The following is a 20,698-nucleotide window of genomic DNA, read 5'->3' on the forward strand; positions in this document are numbered from 1 at the left end:
TCGACTCATATGTTCCTCTGCAATTTTTTGAGAAATGTCATAACCTGCATCGGCATGACGAAATATTCCCATTGCAGGGTCAAATGTTAAGACTCTTTTTAAACGCTCTGCGGCTTCTGCGGTTCCGTCTGCCACAATCACCATGCCAGCATGTAAAGAATATCCCATGCCAACTCCACCACCATGATGAAAACTAACCCAAGACGCACCACTAGAAATATTGCCAAAGGCATTGAGTAGAGCCCAATCTGCTACGGCATCACTGCCATCAGCCATGGATTCTGTTTCTCTATAGGGAGAGGCCACACTTCCGCAGTCGAGATGATCTCTTCCAATAACCACGGGACAAGATATTTCTTTTGTTTTTACCATCTGGTTCAAGAGTAACCCTGCTTTTAATCTATCACCATAGCCAAGCCACAAAATTCTGGCAGGCAAACCTTGTATCGAGATCCTTTTTGGCGCCACAGATAACCATCTTTGAATATCTTTGTGATTTGGAAATAAATTCAACAACGCTTGATCGGCTTTTTTGAGATCTTCTGCTTCACCGCTTAGCATAATAAAACGAAAGGGTCCCTTGCCTTTACAAAATAAAGGACGAATATATTCGGGAACAAAACCCTTGATATCGAAAGCATTTTCAACGCCCACTTTTTTTGCCATAGCACGAATATTGTTGCCATAATCAAAGGTAGGAATACCTCTGCTTTTTAATTCAAGTAAACATTTTAAATGTTTACCAATACTTTTTAATGCATCTTGCTCCACTTTTTTGGGATTGGCCTTTCTTTCATGAATGACTTGTTCCATGGAATATCCTTGGGGAACATAACCGTAAGTAGGATCATGGGAAGAGGTTTGATCGGTGACAAGACTTGGTTTAAAGTCGGCGCGCTCTAAGAGTTTAGGTAACAGATCAACCGCATTCCCAATAAGAGCAATACTGCGCGCTTTTCCTTCTATAAGACTTGATTTTAAGGCTTCCATAGCTGCCGGAATGTCGTCATAAATTTCGTCCAAATATTTTGATTTTAAGCGCATTTCAGCGCGAGAACGATCGACCTCAATTCCTAAAAAGCACGCTCCTGTCAGAACCGCTGCCAAGGGTTGTGCCCCTCCCATGCCGCCTAATCCTGAAGAAAAAACAAATTTCCCCTTTGTTTCTCCATTGTAATGTTGCTGAAAGGCTTCGTAAAAAGTTTCATATGTCCCTTGTACAATTCCTTGAGATCCGATGTATATCCAACTTCCTGCTGTCATTTGGCCATACATCATAAGGCCTTTTTTTTCGAGATCATCAAAATGCTCCCAATGTGCCCAATTTCCAACTAAATTACTATTTGCGATTAAAACGCGGGGAGAGTGACTCCATGTTTTAATGCGGGCTACAGGACTTCCACTTTGTATGAGAAGAGATTCATCACTTTCAAGCTCCTGCAAAGCTTTGGTAATATTTTTAAAGTCAGAATGAGAACGTGCGGCCTTACCCCGCCCCCCATAAACGACAAGTTCTGCAGGATTTTCGGCAACTTCTTTATCTAAATTATTTAATAACATACGTAATGCGGCTTCCTGCAACCAGCCCTTCGTATTGAGTTTTGAACCGCGCGGAGCCGGTTCACCAGGAATAAAATTTTTAGTTGTAGAAAGGATCATATTTTGAGTAGACATAAGAATCCTCACAAAAAAAGGGGAGAAAGGAAACAAATGGTTAGCTCTGAAACAAAAACAAATTCAAATATGCCTACACAGTACTTTATTCCTGAGTACTTGAGAAATGATTTTGGAAAAATTAACGCTGCTCTAAGAGGCTTTTTAACAGAAACGCGCTTAGCTAAAATGCAAAATATAGCTCAGAAAAGAAGCAGACAAGTTTTAACTGTTTTTGAAAACACTCATCATGCGCATAATATTAGTGCCATAATAAGAACAATAGATGCTTTTGGGTTTCTAGATCTTTTTTTTCTATATTCCAATTCCGAAATGCGCTTTAGAGCTGCGGATACTGTTGACAGAGGAGCAAGTCAGTGGCTTATGCCCAAACGCCTGACTTCCATAGAAGATTGCGCAAAAATATTAAAAGATAGCAATTATAAAATTGCACTGGTCTCTTTGCCCGATTTTTCGAGAACATCAGAGCATTACAACTATCACATTCCTTCATTTACAAGTCAAAAATTTTGCACTGATGAATTTAAAAACTTTATTGGAAATCAAAAAATTGCGCTTATTTTTGGAAGCGAATTGCATGGTGTTTCTCCAGAATGGAAAAATTATGCTGATATGTATTTATCCGTAGAAATGTATGGTTTTACTGAATCCTTAAATGTTTCTGTTTGCGCGGGGATTTTATTACAATCTTTACGAGAAAGTTTATTACAAAGTCAAAAAAACTTTCATTTAAATATAAAAGAACAAGAGCTTATTTTAGAACATTGGATTGCGAAAACATGCCCAAACGCACTGAACTATATTTCATCTCGCATGCCTGAACTTTTACCTTGGTTTGAATTTGTACGCAGTGGGCAATTTTTTCAGCCTCTATCTAAATAATATAAAATACCGATACTAAAAAATAATATTTAAACTTTAAAAATATTAGGTATTGCGTGTATGCAATTAATCAAAAGAAAACCACATCTCGGATGGCTTATTAATATATTAGCTATTTTGTTAGCCTGTTTTCTTATGATGAACAGTTTATTTGGTTCCATATATGTCAATCAATTAAAAAAGAAAATCTTAGGTCTTACAGATAATTATTTTTTAGCTCAAAGAGAAGTCCTTGAAGCCAAAGAGTCACTGTCAAAAGTTCATAGTAATATTTACAAATTTATAATATCTAATAGAAATAATACAAACAATAAAGATTTTGAACATAACAAACTTAAATTCATAAATGATACAAGAAAAAATTTAAACTACGTTGTATCTTATATAAAAGAAATCAGTAAATTTAACATTGACCCCTATATGTCAAAAAATGCAAAAACGCTTATTCCTTTAGCGACAGAGTATACAATATCATTACAAAAATCAATTGAATTAAATTTACAAAAGAACTCTGAAAATTTTGATAATATTCTAAATACAATTTCAAATCAGGAAGAAAATTATAATAAAATATTTTTTAATTTAGATATTCTTTCAAGACTCATTCAAGAAAAAGCGGTTAGTATTCGTATTTCAGATGATCTTTTATTACAATATTTGCCTGCTGTCTTTATTTTAACGTTTTTTGCCGCTGCTATTTCTGGTGGTTGTTTTATTTATTTATCAAGAAGAGAAGTCAGAAAATCAATTATAGAAAACACTATTTTAATTTTAAATGAAGCTCGCGAATATCAAATGGACTGTATTGAAACACTACAAATTTGTAAGGAAATTTCAGAAAAAGGTGCGCAAAAGATTACGGAAATATACACTTCAGTTGACAATATTGATAAAAATTCAGAATTTCACAATATTATCGAGAAGTTTCGGCAGCATGCCCAGAAAATTGAAATCGCTTTTGAGACAAGACGTTATCTACATGAAAGAGAAAAGTTAAAACTTGAAAAAGAGATTGAAGAAAGCAAAAACAAAGCAAAAACATTATATTAACAATAATTTTATGGACTTGGCAAAAATTTCCCCTCCCTATTCTAAACGATTCCACGAAAAAGCCGATAACCCCTTGTTAGTTGTTCTAAAATTTTTAGAATTACAAAGGCTCCTGGAATGGACTTAGAAAATCTAAATATATTTGTAGTAGAAGATGATAATGAAGTCAGAGAACTTATTGTCAAAGAATTTAGATCGCTAAGTCATCAAGCAAATTCCGCAAATAATTTTTATGATGCCAAAAAATGGATTAAAAATTTTGGTAAGGACTCTGATCTTTTCTTAATCGATTTACAACTTCCCGATGGAGATGGCTTTGCCTTATTAAATGAAATTCGAGAAGTAAACAAAGAAGCATCTATAATATTAATGACAGGCTTTATTAATAATAAAATATTAAATAAGGCAATTAAAAATAATTGTTATGATTTAATTGAAAAACCGTTCTCAATTAAATCAGATATTATCCCTATTGCAAAAAGATGCTTAAATGCTGCATTTCTAAAAAAAGAAAATGATCGCCTCAATTCAAAACTCTTGCACAATTCAAAACTCGCGGCACTTGGCGAACTTTCTGCTACAATTGTTCATGATGTCAGAAGTCCTCTTACTACAATTCAATTAACCTGTGAAGATATTAAAGATGAATTTAAAAAAGAAAATGAAATTTCTGAAGATGTCTTATTTACTCATCTTGCTCAAATAAATAAAGCTTGCCAAAGAATAAATAAACTTGTTGATCACCTCAGAAATTATGCACGAAGTGACTCTGGTGAAAAAGAAGAAAATAAAAATCTTTTAGAATTAATTGAAAATAGTTTATTTTTAGTAAAACAAAAAATCAGAAACCATAATATTAAAGTTGAAGTCGACTTGGAAGAAAAAGTTTCTTCTGTTGAAATTGTTTGTTTTCCAAATAAGTTTGAACAAGTCCTGATGAATCTCATGAGCAATGCGTGTGATGCCATGAAAGATTGCCCCGTTAAAAAACTCAAAATTGGGACTTATGTAAAAGACAATTCCTTATTGATTTCAATATCTGATTCAGGGACTGGTATACCTGAAAATATTAAGTCAAAGATATTTGATAGTTTTTATACCACAAAGCCCAAAGGGGAAGGCACAGGTTTAGGTTTAAGTATTGTAAAAAATATAGTAAAGGAACACTCGGGGGAACTCCTACTGGAATCCACGGTGGGCAAAGGTACAACTTTTACAGTAAAACTACCTCGTTCCAAAATTATTTCAAGTACCCTGAAGGGAGATTAGTCTGATTCATTTCAGGCTGCATAAAATTAATGATATTAAATAGTTACGAATTTGCTGATGAAGAGCACATCAAAAGAGAACGAGCAAAAGTCAAAGCCGCAAAAAAAAGCAGATGGTGGCAACAAAAATGTGCATCAGGTCTATGCTACTATTGTGGGAAAAAATTTCCATTTAAAGAATTGACACTCGATCACATTGTTCCCTTAGCAAGATTTGGCACAACAACACCAGGCAACGTTGTACCAGCATGTAGAGAATGTAACAAAAATAAAGGAGTTGACACTCCTGTAGATCTTCTTTTTAAGAACGATATAATAGAAAAGTAGAAATATCGTAACCTTAGAGGCTCCCTATATTATGGCTTCCAACGTCATTGAGCTTTCTTCGAACATGCAATTTATTGTTGTAGATGATGCTCCAGCATCAAGGGAAGGCATTGTCAAATCTTTAAAAACTCTGGGCTTTAAAAATGTTTCCGAAGGAGTGAGCGAAGGGGAAGCACTCAAGCTTCTGCAAGAAAAAAACTTCGATTTCATAATCTGTGAAAAAGATATGCGACAAATTAACGGTTTCGAATTTTTAACAGAAATACAAGAAAATGTCGAAATTAAAAGAACTCCCATGCTCATGGTAGGTCCCGAACTCACCAAAGAAGAAACCTTGCGTTTTCCCGAAGCAACGCCCGATGGTTATTTGAGAATACCTTTTGTTATGAAAGATTTATCCTATCAAATATCTCAAACTCTCATGAAATCTCGAGACTCAAATAATATTGAAGTCGATTATGAATTAGCGAGAGATTTATATATCAATGGCGAATACTCTAATGCCTTAGAGTGCTACAAAAATATAACTTTGAAAAATCTTTCTTCAGCGAGAGCCTTTGTCGCTATGGCGCGTTGTTACCGCGCCATGGGAAATATTCCTGAAGCCGAAAAAAACATCCGCATTGCGATGCAAAATAACAAATCGTACACACAAGCTTATTTTGACTTAGGAGTGTGCTTACTCGCTTCCGATCAAAAACAAGCCGCACTCAAATCGTTTGATCAAGCCATTCAAATAAATCCCAAAAATCCAATTCGCTACGAAGAAACAGCAAATGTGCTCACTCGCTGTGAACTTTATGAAGATGCAGAAAATTATTTAATGCGTGCCATAAATATAAAAATAGTTTATCCTAAATTGTATGCACAAGTTGGTAGAAATTTTTTAGCGCAAAAGAAAAAAGACAAAGCACTGGATTTTTTGCAACGAGCGGTTGAGCAAGATCCCAAAAATCCGAGTTTCTTAAACAGCATGGGAATATGCTATAAAGAAATGGGCAAATTCGAAGATTCCATTTCAAGCTATAATTTAGCTCTTAAAATAACGCCTAATGATGTAAAAATTATGTACAATAAAGTTTTATGCTTAATTACCATGAAAGACTATGATAGAGCAAAAAAAGTTTGCCAACAAATATTAAAATATGATCCTAAATTCGAAAGAGCACAGCAAAAAATACTTGAAATTGATAAACTAAATGAAGCATCACCCGTTGAACCAAAATACAGAGGGGTTATTCCAAAATAAATTATGAATACTACGAATCAATTTCCATTTTTAGACGAAAATATTATTAATAACATGAAAGAATTTGGCAATGGAGATGAAGAATTTGCCAATAGACTTTTAATAGTCCAACTGATGACTGTTTACTTAGATAATTTACCTGAAAGAATTAAAGAGCTGACAACGGCTATGAAAAACAGTGATATTCCTGTTGTGGAAAGATCTGCTCACACATTAAAATCAAGTTCAAGGCTCATTGGACTTGTGGCACTTGCAGAAGATTGCCAAATTCTTGAAGATATCGGATTTTCAAAAACACTCGATGGTGCTCAAGAAGTTTTTAATAGAATTGATACTGCCTGTAAAAAAGTTCCTGACGTGATTAAAAGTAAAATAAAAGATTTAGAATCAAAGTAACAAAGTCAGAGGTATTGATTGGCTAATAAAACAGTATTAATCGTTGATGATGCCGCAGAAACAAGAATATTCCTCAAAGGGATAGTCACCTCAATGGGATTAGCCTTTTTTGAAGCCAAAAGCGGTATTGACGCTCTTAAAATATTAAATGAGCATATGATTGATCTTGTCATTCTTGATGTCCTCATGCCCCATTTTGATGGATACCAAACATTAGAATTTATCAATAAATTAAAGCAAAAACAAAATATAAAAGTCGTATTTTTATCTGGTAAAAAAGGCGATCTCGATCAAGATAAAATTGCAGCCCTTAAGCCTGATGACCTCATTCATAAAACCGTAGACATTCACGTTTTAAAAAATAAATTAAGAAAAATTCTTGATGGCACAGCACCTCCGCCGAGTTTTGCGGCCGCTTCAACAACTCCCCCTGCTGCTTCACCGGCACCAACAACAACGGCACCCACTGTAAATGCGCCAAAACCAGCGGCACCCAATACACCATCGATAACTCCAAAACCAGCTCCTGCCGGGGTTGCCCCTCAATCCGGAGCAACAACATCTGCGACAACGACAGCCCCTACCGCTGCGACACCAAAATTAGATTTACCAGCGACCATAACAAATATGCCGATTGTCCTTGATATTAAGATTATTAAAATCACCCAATCCGGAATTGTCTTTCAAGCAAAGCATCAATTTAAAGAAGGTGCACTGCTTAGCGTTGATTGCCCAAAAGCGGCGAGCTCATTAAAGAAAACCGGCGAATTACAATTAAAAGTACAAAAAAGTGTTCCTGAAAATGATTACTACATCGTAACAACAATGCTATCTTAAAATTTTGTACATAAAACATCATATTATTCCGAAAATTGCTTTGCTAAATTCTCAAGATATTCATCTAATGCAAATGAAATCAATTGGGATTGTGAAGAAAAAGAAACTACAGCATTTAAATTCGCATCAGCTTTACTTGCCACTTTAATTCGTTCAAAAAAAGCGACATTGACCATTTGAATTTGTTCATAATACTCTGATAATTCGGATAAACTCCAATCAGGATTTTTATTATTTTTAAATTTAAAATATTGTTTTAATAAATAATCTGAGATAGCACGAAAGATGGTTTCTTCAAAAGAAGCAAAGGGCAAATGATAAAAAGCCAAACCCTTCAATTTTTTTAAAATAGGGCAAAGACTTGTCGCCATGATCAAACCCATTAAAGCTTTTAAAGAGGTCTGAGCATCACATTCCTTATAATAAGTTCTGTCATTTGTTTCTACATATGTCTTGACGATATCGGAAGACAGAATATTTTGAAACTCATGCATGGCTCTTTCAACATCAATAGCGGGAGGACAATTTTTTGTTTCTTTTGAGTTTAAGGGACAGTTTTCGCATTTATTAAAATCAAGCTGCGTCCATGGCACATCAGATACGGCTTCTACATTGTCCTTATTTCGATTTAAGTCAATAACATACTTTGATTCATGATCATCACTAAATTTAAATTTATAAGTTATTTTTGACAAATAAAACCTCTTAAAATTACAAATTATTTAACTGATAAAATTTTATCGAAACAATTTAGTCATGAAATAATTGCCATTCATTTTAAAATGTCAAAGATTTGATGGCATCAAAAAAATAAATTCATAAAAGCGTCATTTTTTTTACTTTCTTCATAATTACTCAATTTATCTCATATTTTAAACCGATAAACAATTCTAGATTAAAATAAAGGTTTTTTATGTTTCAACTTTTTGAACATATATTACAAAACTATAGTATCAAAACGCGAAGAAATTTAATTTTTTGCGTTATAACAGCGGCTTTATTTATTGGCTTTTTACCCAACTATAATATTTCAGATATTTTTTATAAAAAAATAGAAACTATTATTTTTATCGGAAATATTATAACATCAATTTCTCTTATCTCTTTTTTCACATTAAGAAAGAATTTTTCAAAAAAATTATATTCAAGTATAAATTATTTTTCACAATTATTAATTATATTAATTTTGATAGCACAATTCTCAATAAATAATGTTAATTATTTAAATAATTTAAAAGAAATTGATGCTATAAATAATTTATTAAATTTTTTTATCTGGAACTCCTTGGTTTTAAATATTTCATTAATATATACAATAGAAAAAAATAATAATTATGAATTTAATACAAAAAAAATATCTGAACCAAGTCAGTATATAATTTATATTATATTATTAATAATACCAATTTTAAATCTATACAATATTGATTATAAAATTATATTATCACTAGCGTATATTATTCCAATTTCTAAATTAATTACTTTTCTTGAAAACACACCTAAAAGCGATCAAAAAAATGAGTTCATTTTTTTGATCCTTTTTATATCCCTCTTTTTTTGTAGTTTTCAAAATGCTCTCATATTAAATAATAATCCAAATATATTTTTAAATGAAATTTCTATTTTTATAACTCTTTCAATTTTATCATATAGAAATCACTTAAAGCTTGCATCTGAATTTCATAAAATTCATGAAATTTCTATTATTTTAGCAAGAAAAATGGGTGAATTAAGTTTAATGCATATTGAAGCTCAAAAATCTGAAATTGCAAAGCAGAATTTTTTAGCTACAATGAGTCATGAAATCAGAACACCCGTCAATGGTATCATTGGACATGCTGAACTATTAAGCGACACTGAAATAACTGAAGAGCAACAACGACTTTTAAGCATGATCACAATTAGCAGTAATAATTTAATGAAACTCATTAATGAAGTTCTTGATCTCCCTAATTTAATTTCTGGACATATCATATTAAGTAAGGAAAATATTTCTGTATCATCACTTGTCGAAAGCGTCATTGATGTCGTAAGTCCTAAAAGCTTTGAAAAAGGACTTGATCTCACCTATTTTATTGAGCCCTCCGTACCTATTGAATTCATCGGCGATCAAAAAAGAATAGGTCAAATATTGCTGAATTTATGTAATAATGCTCTTAAATTTACTCAAAAAGGAGAAGTTTTTATCGGCGTTACTCAAATTGATCAACCCGATGAAAATCACGCTGAATTATTATTTGAAGTAAAAGATACAGGAATAGGAATTCCGGCAACAAAAATAAAAATGCTATTTAAAGCATACTCCCAAACAGATGCCTCCATATCAAGAAAATTTGGAGGAACAGGACTCGGCCTTGCTATTTCTGCGCAACTCATAGAACTGATGAAAGGTCGCATTTGGGTTGAAAGTGTGATTGGAAAAGGAACAAGATTTTTATTCACTTTAAACTGTGAAATTCCTAAAGAACCCTCATCACATCAATTGGATGTCAGTCACTTTCAAGGGTTAAAATGTTTAGCTATTTCTGAAAATCCAACTATGAGATATATTTTAGGAAGACGCTTTAAACAGTGGAAAATGATCACAAAAATTGTTTCTAATTTTGAAGAAGCCCAAAACACAATTGGAATAGAAGAATTCCGAATATTAATTGTTGATATTGTAAGTGAAAGTAAAAAGGCTGCCTTATTTCTGAAAGTAAATTATATTAATCCTTCAGGAAGAATTCCTTCAATTGCTTTAATATCTTTGGGAAAAAATGCAACACCCGACCTGCATTTGATTGCAAATGAGACTATAACAAAACCTTTAAAGACAGAAATACTTGCCAAGACAATTACTAAAATAATTCGTCAAAAAGAAACCACTAAAAATGTTCCCTTAACAATTCAACCTCAAAATGAAATCCCTTCAAACGAATGGAATAAACTCATTCCACCTGAAGCTGCAAAAAAATTAAAAATACTAGTAGCGGAAGATAATCCTGTAAACCAAAAACTTATTAAAAGCGTTTTAATAAAAATGGGATTTACTCCTACGCTAGTTGAAAATGGAAAACTCGCTGTTGAAGAAGAACAAAAAGAAAAATTTGATCTTATTCTTATGGATTTACAAATGCCAGAAATGGATGGATTAAATGCAACAAAAAATATAATTATTAATTCAATTAATAGAAAGAGACCTCGGATTATTGCACTAACTGCTAATGCAATGCCTGGTGATAAAGAAAAATGTCTCGATGCTGGGATGGATGATTACATTTCAAAACCAATTCAATTTCAAATTTTATCCGAAAAAATATCACAATGGGTTCCTATTGAAAATATTCCATCTCAAATTCAAAATAATATAGAAGATAAAAATATGAATATTAAAAACACTGATCAAAATAAAACCGATAACTTAAAAATTCTTGTTGCAGAAGACAATCCTGTAAATCAAAAACTTATAATAAGTATATTAAAAAAACTAGGCTTCACAGCAACTCTTGTAGAAAATGGTGCTTTAGCATTTGAAGCAGCAACAAAAGAAAAATACGATATTATTATTATGGATCTTCAAATGCCCGTCATGGATGGATTAGAAGCAAGTCGTAACATAAAAGCAAGTGATAAAATAAATCCTAAACCCGCCATTATTGCTTTAACTGCAAATGCTATGGAAGGCGACAAAGAAAGATGCTTAGCGGCAGGAATGGATGATTACATGACAAAACCTATCCAAATCAAAATACTTGAAGAAAATATTAAAAAGTGGGGAACGAAATCGTGAGCTCATAAATTAAGGAATAGGAAATTAAAATGATATCGCAAGACTTTTTTTTATGGAAAATACCTTATTTTTTAATAAATAAGACTTTAATGATTAGTTTATTAATAATATCGATAACTACTATTATTTTTAATAAATATTATTTTAGCTACGAAATAATGTTAACAATATCTTGTATATCTGCCTGGATAATTACCATAACATATTTTTTATTTCGCCTAGTATACTTCAGTGGCATAAACCAATATTTATTTTACTCTAAATTAGCTGCTATTTTTGCCATACTTTGCTGGACAGACATAATCATTACAATAACTAATGAAGAAAACTTAATAAAAATTGCAACATACATTGAAAAAATACCTATGCTCATATTTTATTTATCCGTTCTAAAAAACAAGAAAAAATACAATATGAAAGTAGAAAGAATGGAACCCTGGATTGCTGCCATTTATTATTTAACTATTCCGATTATTCTGATATCAATTTATTCTGCGCTATTTTCTAATAGGACAGCAAATTTTATTGCCGAAATTATTTTATTATATATTTATATAATTGCTCTTTTTCATGCTTTTACGGTATCAATTTTTGAATATTGTCGTCTTGGAAAACTACAAGACGATATGGAAAAAAGAAACGTAGAAATTTTACATTTTGCAGAAAAATCTAAAGAATCTACAAGACTCAAAGGCGAATTTTTAGCAAATATGAGCCATGAATTAAGAACACCTTTAAATGGAATTCTTGGCTCAGCAAATCTTCTTATAGGTACGAAATTAAATCAGGAGCAAAGAAATTACTTAGAAATTCTAAGAATATGCGGAAATAATTTACTTGTCATTATTAATGAAATATTGGACTACTCAAAAATTGAGGCTAATAAATTAGAACTAGAGCATATTCCATTTGATATTAATACCTGCATTGAAAATGTTTTTGAGTTGTTAGCGCCAGCTGCAGCGGCACAAGAAACAGAGCTCATATACAATATTGATTATAATGTTCCACAACAAATTATTGGTGATTACACTCGCATTCAACAAGTGCTCACTCACTTAGTCGATAATGCTATTAAATTTACAAAACAAGGCTATGCATTAGTCAAAGTCACAGCAAATCTCAATACAAATAACAAATATATTTTAAAATTTGAAGTTAGGGATACAGGCAGCGGTATTTCTAAAAAAGATATTAGTAAATTATTTAAATCATTTTCTCAAATTGATGATTCTTCTACTCGAAAATATGGTGGAACAGGACTCGGGCTCAGTATTGCTAAAAAACTTACAGAACTCATGGGAGGAAATATTGGTGTAAAAAGTGATTTAGGAAAAGGTTCTATATTTAATTTTACGGTTATAACAGATCCATTTAAACCAGAGTATGTTAATGAAGAAAATGACAAATCATTACAGAATAAAAAAATTCAAATTAAAAGCAAAATTATATTTATTATTGAAAAAAATGATGCCTTACTAGAGTCTCTTCGCAATAGTTGTGAAGGATGGGAAATGGAAACATATACAGCGCGCAGTTTCGAAGAAGCCTTACAAATTCCTACACAAATGCCACCACATTTTGTACTTATGACTGCAGAGGATGCTAATTATGAAAAATTTATTCATGATCTTTCTGGAAAATATTTGGATCAACAAATCATTTTTATTGGAATGCTAAAAAATTCTAACTCATATTATTCGGATGAAAAAATAATACCAAAGGAATTTGATGCGGTTATTTATAAACCTGTTCGGTACTCTCAATTATTTGATTGTTTTATTGAGAACTCATCAGCAAACCAAAAAGGGAAAATACCAGGAATAAAAGCGCAACAAAAAAGTGTTGCAGAATTATTTCCCTTACGCATTTTAGTTGCAGAAGATAATGTGGTGAACCAAAAACTAATAACGAATATGCTTAAAAAGTTTGGATATTTATGTGACATTGTTGCAAATGGCAACGAAGTTATCGAAGCACTTACCCGAAATAGTTATGATATTATTTTAATGGATGTTCAAATGCCAGAACTTGATGGCATTGAATCTACAAAAAGAATTATTGCCAAATATCCAAAAAGTTCCACCCGACCGCACATTATTGCGATGACCGCACACGCACGGGGTGCCGAAGGTCAAATCTGTTTAGATGCTGGTATGGAAGGCTATATTGGAAAACCAATCGATATGAAAGAACTCAAGCAGGTGCTTGAGTTTTGGGGAAATAAAGCAAATAAAATGAAAACTTCTGCTTAATTTTGCAATCCCGGAGGAGGTGCAGGCAATCCGTATTCATAGTTTTTAGCACCTGGTTTAGCTCCCTTGGGAAGCTCGTCATCATCAGCAGAATTTAAATTAGATTCATAGGAATTGTCTAATTTTTCAGAAAAACTTGATAAGGGAACAGGGGTCACAGGACCATTTTGTTTTTGTGTTTTCTCATTTTCATTTTGTTCACTCACCCCAAGACTTATGACAGGAGTTTGCGGAGGTGGTACGGGATTATAAAATGCCACTCTTCTTTTTGGTATAAAAACACCGTCTGATAAAGAACCTGATAGATAAATTTTAAATAAACGTTGCCCCGTATCGGAGTAGTCGTTGGCATAAGGATTTTCAGGTTGTCCATTGGCATTTTCATCCTCTGGTTCTTGAGCGGATAAAGAGATTCCCGAATTAATGGGGACAACAACTTGAGATAAGCCTGAACCATAATCAAATGGAATGGAATGAATTTTTTTATCTGCTAAATACTTCCAATCCAATTTTTCTGCAAAATCTTGTCCCTTGATAATAGCATGAGCAATTTCTTCCCAAGCAGGAATAGCACCGCCCCCATAAACACGATATCCTTTTCTAACCATGGGTTCATTGCTGTCATAACCAATATAGGAAGCAATCGTATAAGCATTATCTGATGATAAAATATCACCTTTTGCAACCGGATAAGGTAAGAAACCAACATAGGTTCCGTTTTTGTAATCATTCGTTGTTCCGGTTTTTCCAAATACAGGAATTTTAATTTGTGCTAACAATAGTTGCTTATCAACATCTTCTTTTTCTGAGCGCAAAATCATACTCTTATTTAGGACGTAAGCCGTACCTCCGGTGACAGTACCACGTAATGTATTTAAAGTAGGGGCTGAATAAAAATTATCTGAAAATTGATATTCCTTTGCTTTTGCTTCCCAAAGTAAATTACCACTGGCATCTTCAATTCTTTTAATTAAAACCAATTGATTAGGTTGCACAGTATTAAAGTAACGATATGTCTTTCCTGTTAAAAATGTTTGATACATTAAGGCTAAATCAGCTAAAGTAACATCATTAGACCCTAATGGAAAAGATTGAACCCATTTTAAAGGCTGCTGCACTCCCATATCATTAACCATATTTGCCGCATAATACATACCTAGAGAATAACGAAAATCATCATTCCAATATAATCTTTCAATGGGTGGAGCATTTTGTATATCCTTCCATTTTTTTGCCAATTCCGAATTAATAGAATCAATTAATGATAAAGGAATAACGCCATCAAGCATCACATTTGAAGAATTTAACACACTCGAATTGCTTCTGATCAAAGTTAAAAGCGAATCTAAACTCAAAGGAGTGATATTCATTCCTTGCACTAAATTACTCGTAATATCAGGACGCCAAGGATTCTGAGATAAAAAGACTAAATTATCATCCTCTGTTTTAGCAAAAGATAAAAAGAAATCACGATCAAGTTCTGTCACGGGTGAACCAGAAACAATTTGATTTAAAGACTCAATAGCCTTTCTTGCTTGTGCTGCTGTCCGATTCCATCTTAATAAATTATTTCTTAATATATTTAGGCGAAGTTCTTTTTCTTTTGGCTGCAGTTCTTTATCATCATTTATAAATTGCTCTTCTTTTTCAAAGGTATTTCCATAATGAAGAGTTCTTAAAAAAACTTTTAATCTTGAATTTGCAATAATATTTAAATCGGAAAGCATATTTGATTTTATTTTTTCAAGAATACCACTTTTAAGGTAAATTTCATTATCTGGAGTAGCATTAAATTTATTTGCAATTAAAGCAAGACTTTGCTCATTTGATTTTCCATTGCCTGTAATATCTAAAAAATTTAGTAAATCAAGATATTGATCATAACTTAACTTGTCTAATAAATGTTTTAAAATCCAAATACTCGCTAAGTTTTCTGATTTTGCTCCTGCCCCTAAAATTGTTGTTTCCATACTCGTGATAGCATGATCGGGTCGCGGAAAATAAAATTTGCCTTGCCAAGTAAACACATCTCGAATATTCGATAAAGGATCGAGTACAGACCAGCCTAGTTGCTGAGCGGCATAATACACAGGTAATTTGAATGAAGAACCAGGCTGTCTTTCGGCAAAAATAGCGCGATTGTATTCACTAGAAGAAAAGCCACCCGCCATAGCAATAATTTTACCTTTATCCAATACAATAGCAGCACCTTGGACACGGGGACGCACTTCTAAATCACAAAACATTTGACCATCAGGTTTAATTTTATTGACACTCGTTAAAACATATTGACCTAAATGAATATTATTTAATAAGGATTCTAATGATTTCTTTTTGCCACGACGAAAAGCTTGATCCGTAATTAAGGCAACGCGATTAATAGCTTCGGTATCAATATTACATACAGGTATCCCAAAACTGATTTTAATATTTTCTTTGTCTGTTGTTTTATCAATAATCTCAACTTTTCCGACATAAAATGAATTTAATTCTGGCTTTTGAATATTAATAAAATTTGATTGTGGTTCCGCGCTAAAGCCATTTAAAATCATTTGAATGCGACTTAAGTTTTGACGAAGTCCATACTGTGCTGCATTTTGAATATCCTTTTCTAAAGTTGTAGTAATGCGAAGTCCCATAGTACCCACTTCATCAGCATTATTTGCTCCTATGGCAGATAATATTTCTGGTCTTATCAATTGCTTTGAAATAATTTGATTTACTGCCAATTCATTAAATTGAAAACGTCCCTGATTAAAGGGAATTTGCTCTTTTATAGCATCATCATATTGTTGTTTCGTTATTTTTTGAGTTTTTAACATTCTATCAAGCACATAATTTTTTCTAATAAAGGCTTCTTTTTTAGCTTTATCTTGCCCTGAAACCGAGGTTTTAGTGAAGGGATTATATTTTTCGGGACCTTTAACACTTCCTGCAATAAATGAAGATTCTACTAAGGAGAGATCTTCAACATTTTTATTAAAATAATATTTTGCAGCAACACCAACTCCTCTTCCATTTCCTGTCACATGAAATTGATTTAAATAAAATTCAAGAATTTGCTCTTTAGGATACATTTTTTCTAATTTAAAAGCATTTATCATTTCTTGAAATTTTGTATAGATATCAGTTTCCTTACGTCCATATAAATTTTTAACCGTTTGCTGCGTGATTGTGGAGGCACCTTGTCGGGTTCTAAAAATAATGTTATGTATTGCGGCTCGCAAAATTCCTTTGGGATCGATCCCAACATTGTTATAAAAATCTTCATCTTCAGCAGAAACAATAGCGTCTTTCATAGCTTGTGGAATTTGATCAATTGTAACATAAATACGATGCTCTTGGCCAAATAAACTTCCTAGTTGAGATTGCCCATCAGCATAATAGAGAACTGTTTCTTTTGATAAAATTTCTATAATTCTAGATTTTTCAAAATCGGAATAGTTTCCTGCGTAGACTTGCCAAGCCACATAACTAGCACCGATAAAAATAGGGAAACATGACAAAAAAATTAAAAACAAAAACAAAAAAATAATTTTTTTCATATGAACTCCAAAATCAAGCACTCTTATTCATGCCTTGCTTGCTTGATCAAAGCAACCTACTGTCATACAGAAAGCTAGTGTATGATAATTTTCCAGGCATACAAGAGGAGAAGCTGTGACATGATCCCTTCAGAACAATATTGGACATTTGACTTAAGCCCCTTTGTTTTTCAAGTAAAAAATTTAAACTTTAGTTGGGTCACAACTTGGTGGGGAATTTTATCACTCATCGTAATTTTTGGTGGAGGATTTTTTTTAATTTGGAATCAAATAAAAAAGTATAAGTATCAATTAGAAAAATCAAACTCCGAAAAAAACAATTCAATTCTATCAAAAAAAATCCATAATTTAGAGTTTATTCAGACTTCATTCCTATATTTCTTCGCTATTTTAGTTATTTTATATATTTTAAATATTATGAAAATAAATTGGGGTTTACGTTGGTATAGCACTATGTATTTAATAGGTTTTATTTCTGTTTACGTCGGATGCATGATATGGATCCGTAAAAAGACATTAATGTTAACAGAAAATATGCTTATGAATCTCATTACCTTAAGCATTATTGGGATGCTCGTAGGCGCACGATCAGCATATGTTTTTGTTTATAATTGGGACTATTATAAAACACACCCCTGGGAAGCGATTGCTACTTGGGAAGGAGGTCTGTCCTTTCATGGCGGCATTGTCGGTGTTTCCTTAGCAATGATGTATTACTGCTATAAAAATAAAATTCCTTTTTTCCATTTGACCGACAAGCTCGTTAGAATTATTCCCATTGGAATAGGTATGGGACGAATTGGTAATTTTTTAAATGGCGAATTATGGGGACGTCCCATCGAAAGTCATATTCCCTGGGGTATTATTTTTCCTGAGGGCGGAAATATCGCAAGACACCCTAGCCAAATATACCAAAGTTTAGCTGAAGGATGGGGTCTCTTTTTAACTCTTTATATTATTTCTCGCTGGAAACAAAAAGAAGGAACACTTTCAGCTTGTTTTATTATTTTTTATAGCTTGTATCGATTTATGGTTGAATACTTTAGAGCAGCAGATAAACAAATCAATTATTTTTATCTTTCAAATTTTTCTTGGAACCCACTCAATGCTTATCCCGATGTCCCTTGGTGGCAAGTTTTGACAATGGGGCAATTACTTTGTTTCTGTTTCCTTATTGCTGGTTGTATTTTTCTTTATTTTACTCGTAAAAATATTCTTGAATTTACACCCGAATGGTTAAAAAGAAACGATAACTTCTTTAAGCGAATAAATTTAGAAGTAGTTAAAAAATGATAACTTACAATCCGCCACAAGCGCCTCCGGAACAGTCTACATTGAGCATGCAGACATTCAATCCGGGAGATTTCAAACAAGATATCTACACTCTTCCCCTTGAAGGAGCTCTCGTCGGCGCCATATCTTATCTTTATACTCCTCGCTCTGTTTCCTTATGGCCATTTAATAGTGAAACAGCAGATGAAACTCCCAGACCTACAACTCTTCCCGCATCAATAATACTGCCTTTTGCCTTAGGAACAGCGGGGCTCGTTTTAGGAGGACTCACTTTAGCGAACGATGATTTTGCATTAGGAACACAGGTCAGAGGCTGGCTTCATGCTATTTTACTTACAGAATTGGCAACCTCAACGACTAAAGTTACATTTCAAAGAAAGAGACCCTTCTACGATTATAAAGAAAGTACCGAAGGTTCTACTTCAAATGATGATCGTTTTTCTTTCTTCAGCGGCCATGCTTCCCACGCCTTTTCCTTTGCCACATATTCCAGCGCACTTATGTTTGAATATTCTCGTTCCCCCTTATTAAGTTGGACTTATGCTACTGTCGCTTATGGAGCAGCCTCATGGGTCGCCTCCACGAGAGTAAAAGATCATGCCCATAACGCCAGTGACGTGATTGTAGGTGGTATAGTTGGTACCGCTATTGCAGCCGCCGTTTTTTATCGCGTAGAAGCAGTGCAAAAACAAAAAAAAGTAGCCTCTTCAAACCAAATCGAGTTGAAAGTCGTTCCATTTGCCTTTCATGATGAAACAAGCCAGCCTTGGTATGGCGCACATATTGAACTCAAAATCTAAAATATTTTTCTTATTTATATTTTAATTCTTTTATTTTCATATATTTTTATTATGATCTTAAATTGAGAGGATCTTTACCTTATGAAAATCTATAATTCTCCTTCCATTGGCGTGATTTGTTCTACTCAAAATGAAATACCCCTCCCATTTTTAAATCTTGCCTTTGAATTAGGACAATTTTTAAGTCAAAAGGGTTTTAAAATTAAAATTGCAGATCACAATTCGGGTATGGTACAACAATTATGCGAGGGAGTTTTCTCGAAAAATGGAAATATGAATTTCATGTCAACTCCCTACGAAAAAAATAGAACTACGGAGCTCATTCAGAAATCGGATTTATTTATTATACTTCCAGGAGGTTACGAGGTCTTAGAAAAATTAATTACCCTCATTAATTATAATAAAGAAACAAATCCGCCTAAACCAATTGTTGTTTTAGATTATATGAACTATTTTTCACCATTTTTAAATTGGCTGGAAGATATTGCAAATATAAATGCAATACAAAAACCTTCAGAAAGTTTTTGTATTGCAAGAATGATATCTGATCTTGAAAAAATACTAACATAAACAAGACAATGGGGAACAAATGTCTAAATTTAAAATTAAAAAATTTGTCTATTTATTCTTACTTTTTCAATCTTTTTTCTTAATAAAAAATATATATTGCCAAAACTCTGAAAACAAAATTACTCTTAAAAACACCTCAAATATTCAATTTGAAAAAAAATTTGAAAAAATTTTAAAAATAGCTTCAAAACAAAATCAATTTTCGGTACAATTTAAACAAGAAACTTATTCTGTACTCAGAGACAAAATCACAAAAGCGGAAGGTATTTTAAGCATTAAAAAGCCTGCTTCATTTCGCTTTGAAATAATTTCACCCCGCCAAGAAATTTATGTTTCCAATGAAAAATCTTTTTGGAAATATATCCCTGAATTAAAGCATGCTCAACATTTACAATCAAAATCAAATGAAATTGGCTTCGTAAACCTTTTGACAAATCTTTCGCAAATAAAAAAATATTATGAAATATCAGAATGGACAAATGAAGAAGCCGTTAAATTAAACCAGGACATAAATACCCCGCATGTAAAATCTGACACCCCACCACCACAAAATGACGAATATACCCTTTTGAAGCTAGTTCCTAAGGGAGACAAACAACAAAAAGTTTTATACGCTGTTATTCAGGTGAAGACAGGTTTCATACAAGAGCTACGCATCGTGCAGTTGAGTGGAAATCGCACAAGGCTTGAGTTTTCAAATTATTCACCTAAATCAATGTCAAATGATCTTTTTGATTTCATACCCCCGCAAGGAATTGCTGTGGATAATATATGATGGGA

At 32.7% G+C, this 20,698-nt stretch carries 15 protein-coding genes and 1 pseudogene; 13 read left to right on the plus strand and 3 right to left on the minus strand.

Features of this window, described 5'->3' with window-relative positions; all coding sequences use genetic code 11:
- Nucleotides 1-12: 12 nt before the first annotated feature.
- Nucleotides 13-1,674, minus strand: a pseudogene (gene hutU, locus AXG55_RS10820) (urocanate hydratase); the annotation flags it as partial.
- 36 nt (nt 1,675-1,710) lie between these two features.
- On the opposite strand from hutU, the gene AXG55_RS10825 reads away from it, so the two are divergent.
- The 7 genes from AXG55_RS10825 (at nt 1,711) to AXG55_RS10855 (ending at nt 7,683) form a co-directional block, all read left to right on the plus strand.
- The gene (locus AXG55_RS10825) at nt 1,711-2,556 is read left to right on the plus strand and encodes a TrmH family RNA methyltransferase (protein WP_148698136.1); all 846 of its coding nucleotides are present in this window, start codon (nt 1,711-1,713) and stop codon (nt 2,554-2,556) included.
- Between the two features lie 60 nt (nt 2,557-2,616).
- On the plus strand, nt 2,617-3,606 hold the full coding sequence (locus AXG55_RS10830; RefSeq protein WP_148698137.1) for a hypothetical protein: 990 nt from the start codon (nt 2,617-2,619) through the stop codon (nt 3,604-3,606).
- 117 nt (nt 3,607-3,723) lie between these two features.
- Nucleotides 3,724-4,875: a hybrid sensor histidine kinase/response regulator gene (locus tag AXG55_RS10835; RefSeq protein WP_148698138.1), complete on the plus strand. Its 1,152-nt coding sequence runs from the start codon at nt 3,724-3,726 to the stop codon at nt 4,873-4,875.
- A 29-nt stretch (nt 4,876-4,904) separates the two neighbouring features.
- Nucleotides 4,905-5,201, plus strand: a complete 297-nt coding sequence (locus tag AXG55_RS10840; RefSeq protein WP_148698139.1) for an HNH endonuclease — start codon at nt 4,905-4,907, stop codon at nt 5,199-5,201.
- Nucleotides 5,202-5,232: 31 nt separating this feature from the next.
- Nucleotides 5,233-6,450 (plus strand): tetratricopeptide repeat protein, encoded by a 1,218-nt coding sequence (locus AXG55_RS10845; protein ID WP_148698140.1) that lies wholly within the window; start codon nt 5,233-5,235, stop codon nt 6,448-6,450.
- 3 nt (nt 6,451-6,453) lie between these two features.
- Complete coding sequence (locus AXG55_RS10850) at nt 6,454-6,846, plus strand: Hpt domain-containing protein (protein WP_148698141.1); 393 nt, start codon at nt 6,454-6,456, stop codon at nt 6,844-6,846.
- Between the two features lie 18 nt (nt 6,847-6,864).
- Complete coding sequence (locus AXG55_RS10855) at nt 6,865-7,683, plus strand: response regulator (protein ID WP_148698142.1); 819 nt, start codon at nt 6,865-6,867, stop codon at nt 7,681-7,683.
- Between the two features lie 23 nt (nt 7,684-7,706).
- Here AXG55_RS10855 and AXG55_RS10860 read toward each other — a convergent pair whose 3' ends face one another.
- Nucleotides 7,707-8,378: a DUF6901 family protein gene (locus AXG55_RS10860; RefSeq protein WP_148698143.1), complete on the minus strand. Its 672-nt coding sequence runs from the start codon at nt 8,376-8,378 to the stop codon at nt 7,707-7,709.
- Between the two features lie 218 nt (nt 8,379-8,596).
- Between AXG55_RS10860 and AXG55_RS10865 the strand changes: the two genes are divergently transcribed.
- Both AXG55_RS10865 and AXG55_RS10870 read left to right on the plus strand, forming a co-directional pair.
- Complete coding sequence (locus AXG55_RS10865) at nt 8,597-11,455, plus strand: response regulator (protein ID WP_148698144.1); 2,859 nt, start codon at nt 8,597-8,599, stop codon at nt 11,453-11,455.
- A gap of 29 nt (nt 11,456-11,484) precedes the next feature.
- The gene (locus AXG55_RS10870; protein ID WP_148698145.1) at nt 11,485-13,710 is read left to right on the plus strand and encodes a response regulator; all 2,226 of its coding nucleotides are present in this window, start codon (nt 11,485-11,487) and stop codon (nt 13,708-13,710) included.
- Here the strand turns inward: AXG55_RS10870 and AXG55_RS10875 are convergent.
- The gene (locus AXG55_RS10875) at nt 13,707-17,255 is read right to left on the minus strand and encodes a transglycosylase domain-containing protein (RefSeq protein WP_148698146.1); all 3,549 of its coding nucleotides are present in this window, start codon (nt 17,253-17,255) and stop codon (nt 13,707-13,709) included. The genes AXG55_RS10870 and AXG55_RS10875 overlap by 4 nt on opposite strands.
- Nucleotides 17,256-17,375: 120 nt before the next feature.
- Between AXG55_RS10875 and lgt the strand changes: the two genes are divergently transcribed.
- The 4 genes from lgt (at nt 17,376) to AXG55_RS10895 (ending at nt 20,693) form a co-directional block, all read left to right on the plus strand.
- Nucleotides 17,376-18,548, plus strand: coding sequence for a prolipoprotein diacylglyceryl transferase (gene lgt / locus AXG55_RS10880; RefSeq protein ID WP_233231163.1), 1,173 nt, complete (start codon nt 17,376-17,378; stop codon nt 18,546-18,548).
- A complete protein-coding gene (locus tag AXG55_RS10885; protein ID WP_148698148.1) occupies nt 18,545-19,348 on the plus strand; it encodes a phosphatase PAP2 family protein in 804 nt (267 codons plus the stop codon). Before lgt ends, AXG55_RS10885 begins: the two co-directional genes overlap by 4 nt.
- Before the next feature lie 81 nt (nt 19,349-19,429).
- Nucleotides 19,430-19,918: an LOG family protein gene (locus tag AXG55_RS10890; RefSeq protein ID WP_148698149.1), complete on the plus strand. Its 489-nt coding sequence runs from the start codon at nt 19,430-19,432 to the stop codon at nt 19,916-19,918.
- Nucleotides 19,919-19,937: 19 nt separating this feature from the next.
- Nucleotides 19,938-20,693: a LolA family protein gene (locus AXG55_RS10895; RefSeq protein WP_148698150.1), complete on the plus strand. Its 756-nt coding sequence runs from the start codon at nt 19,938-19,940 to the stop codon at nt 20,691-20,693.
- Nucleotides 20,694-20,698 lie beyond the last annotated feature (5 nt).

It is taken from the genome of Silvanigrella aquatica (assembly GCF_001907975.1).
Classification (GTDB): Bacteria; Bdellovibrionota_B; Oligoflexia; order Silvanigrellales; family Silvanigrellaceae; genus Silvanigrella; species Silvanigrella aquatica.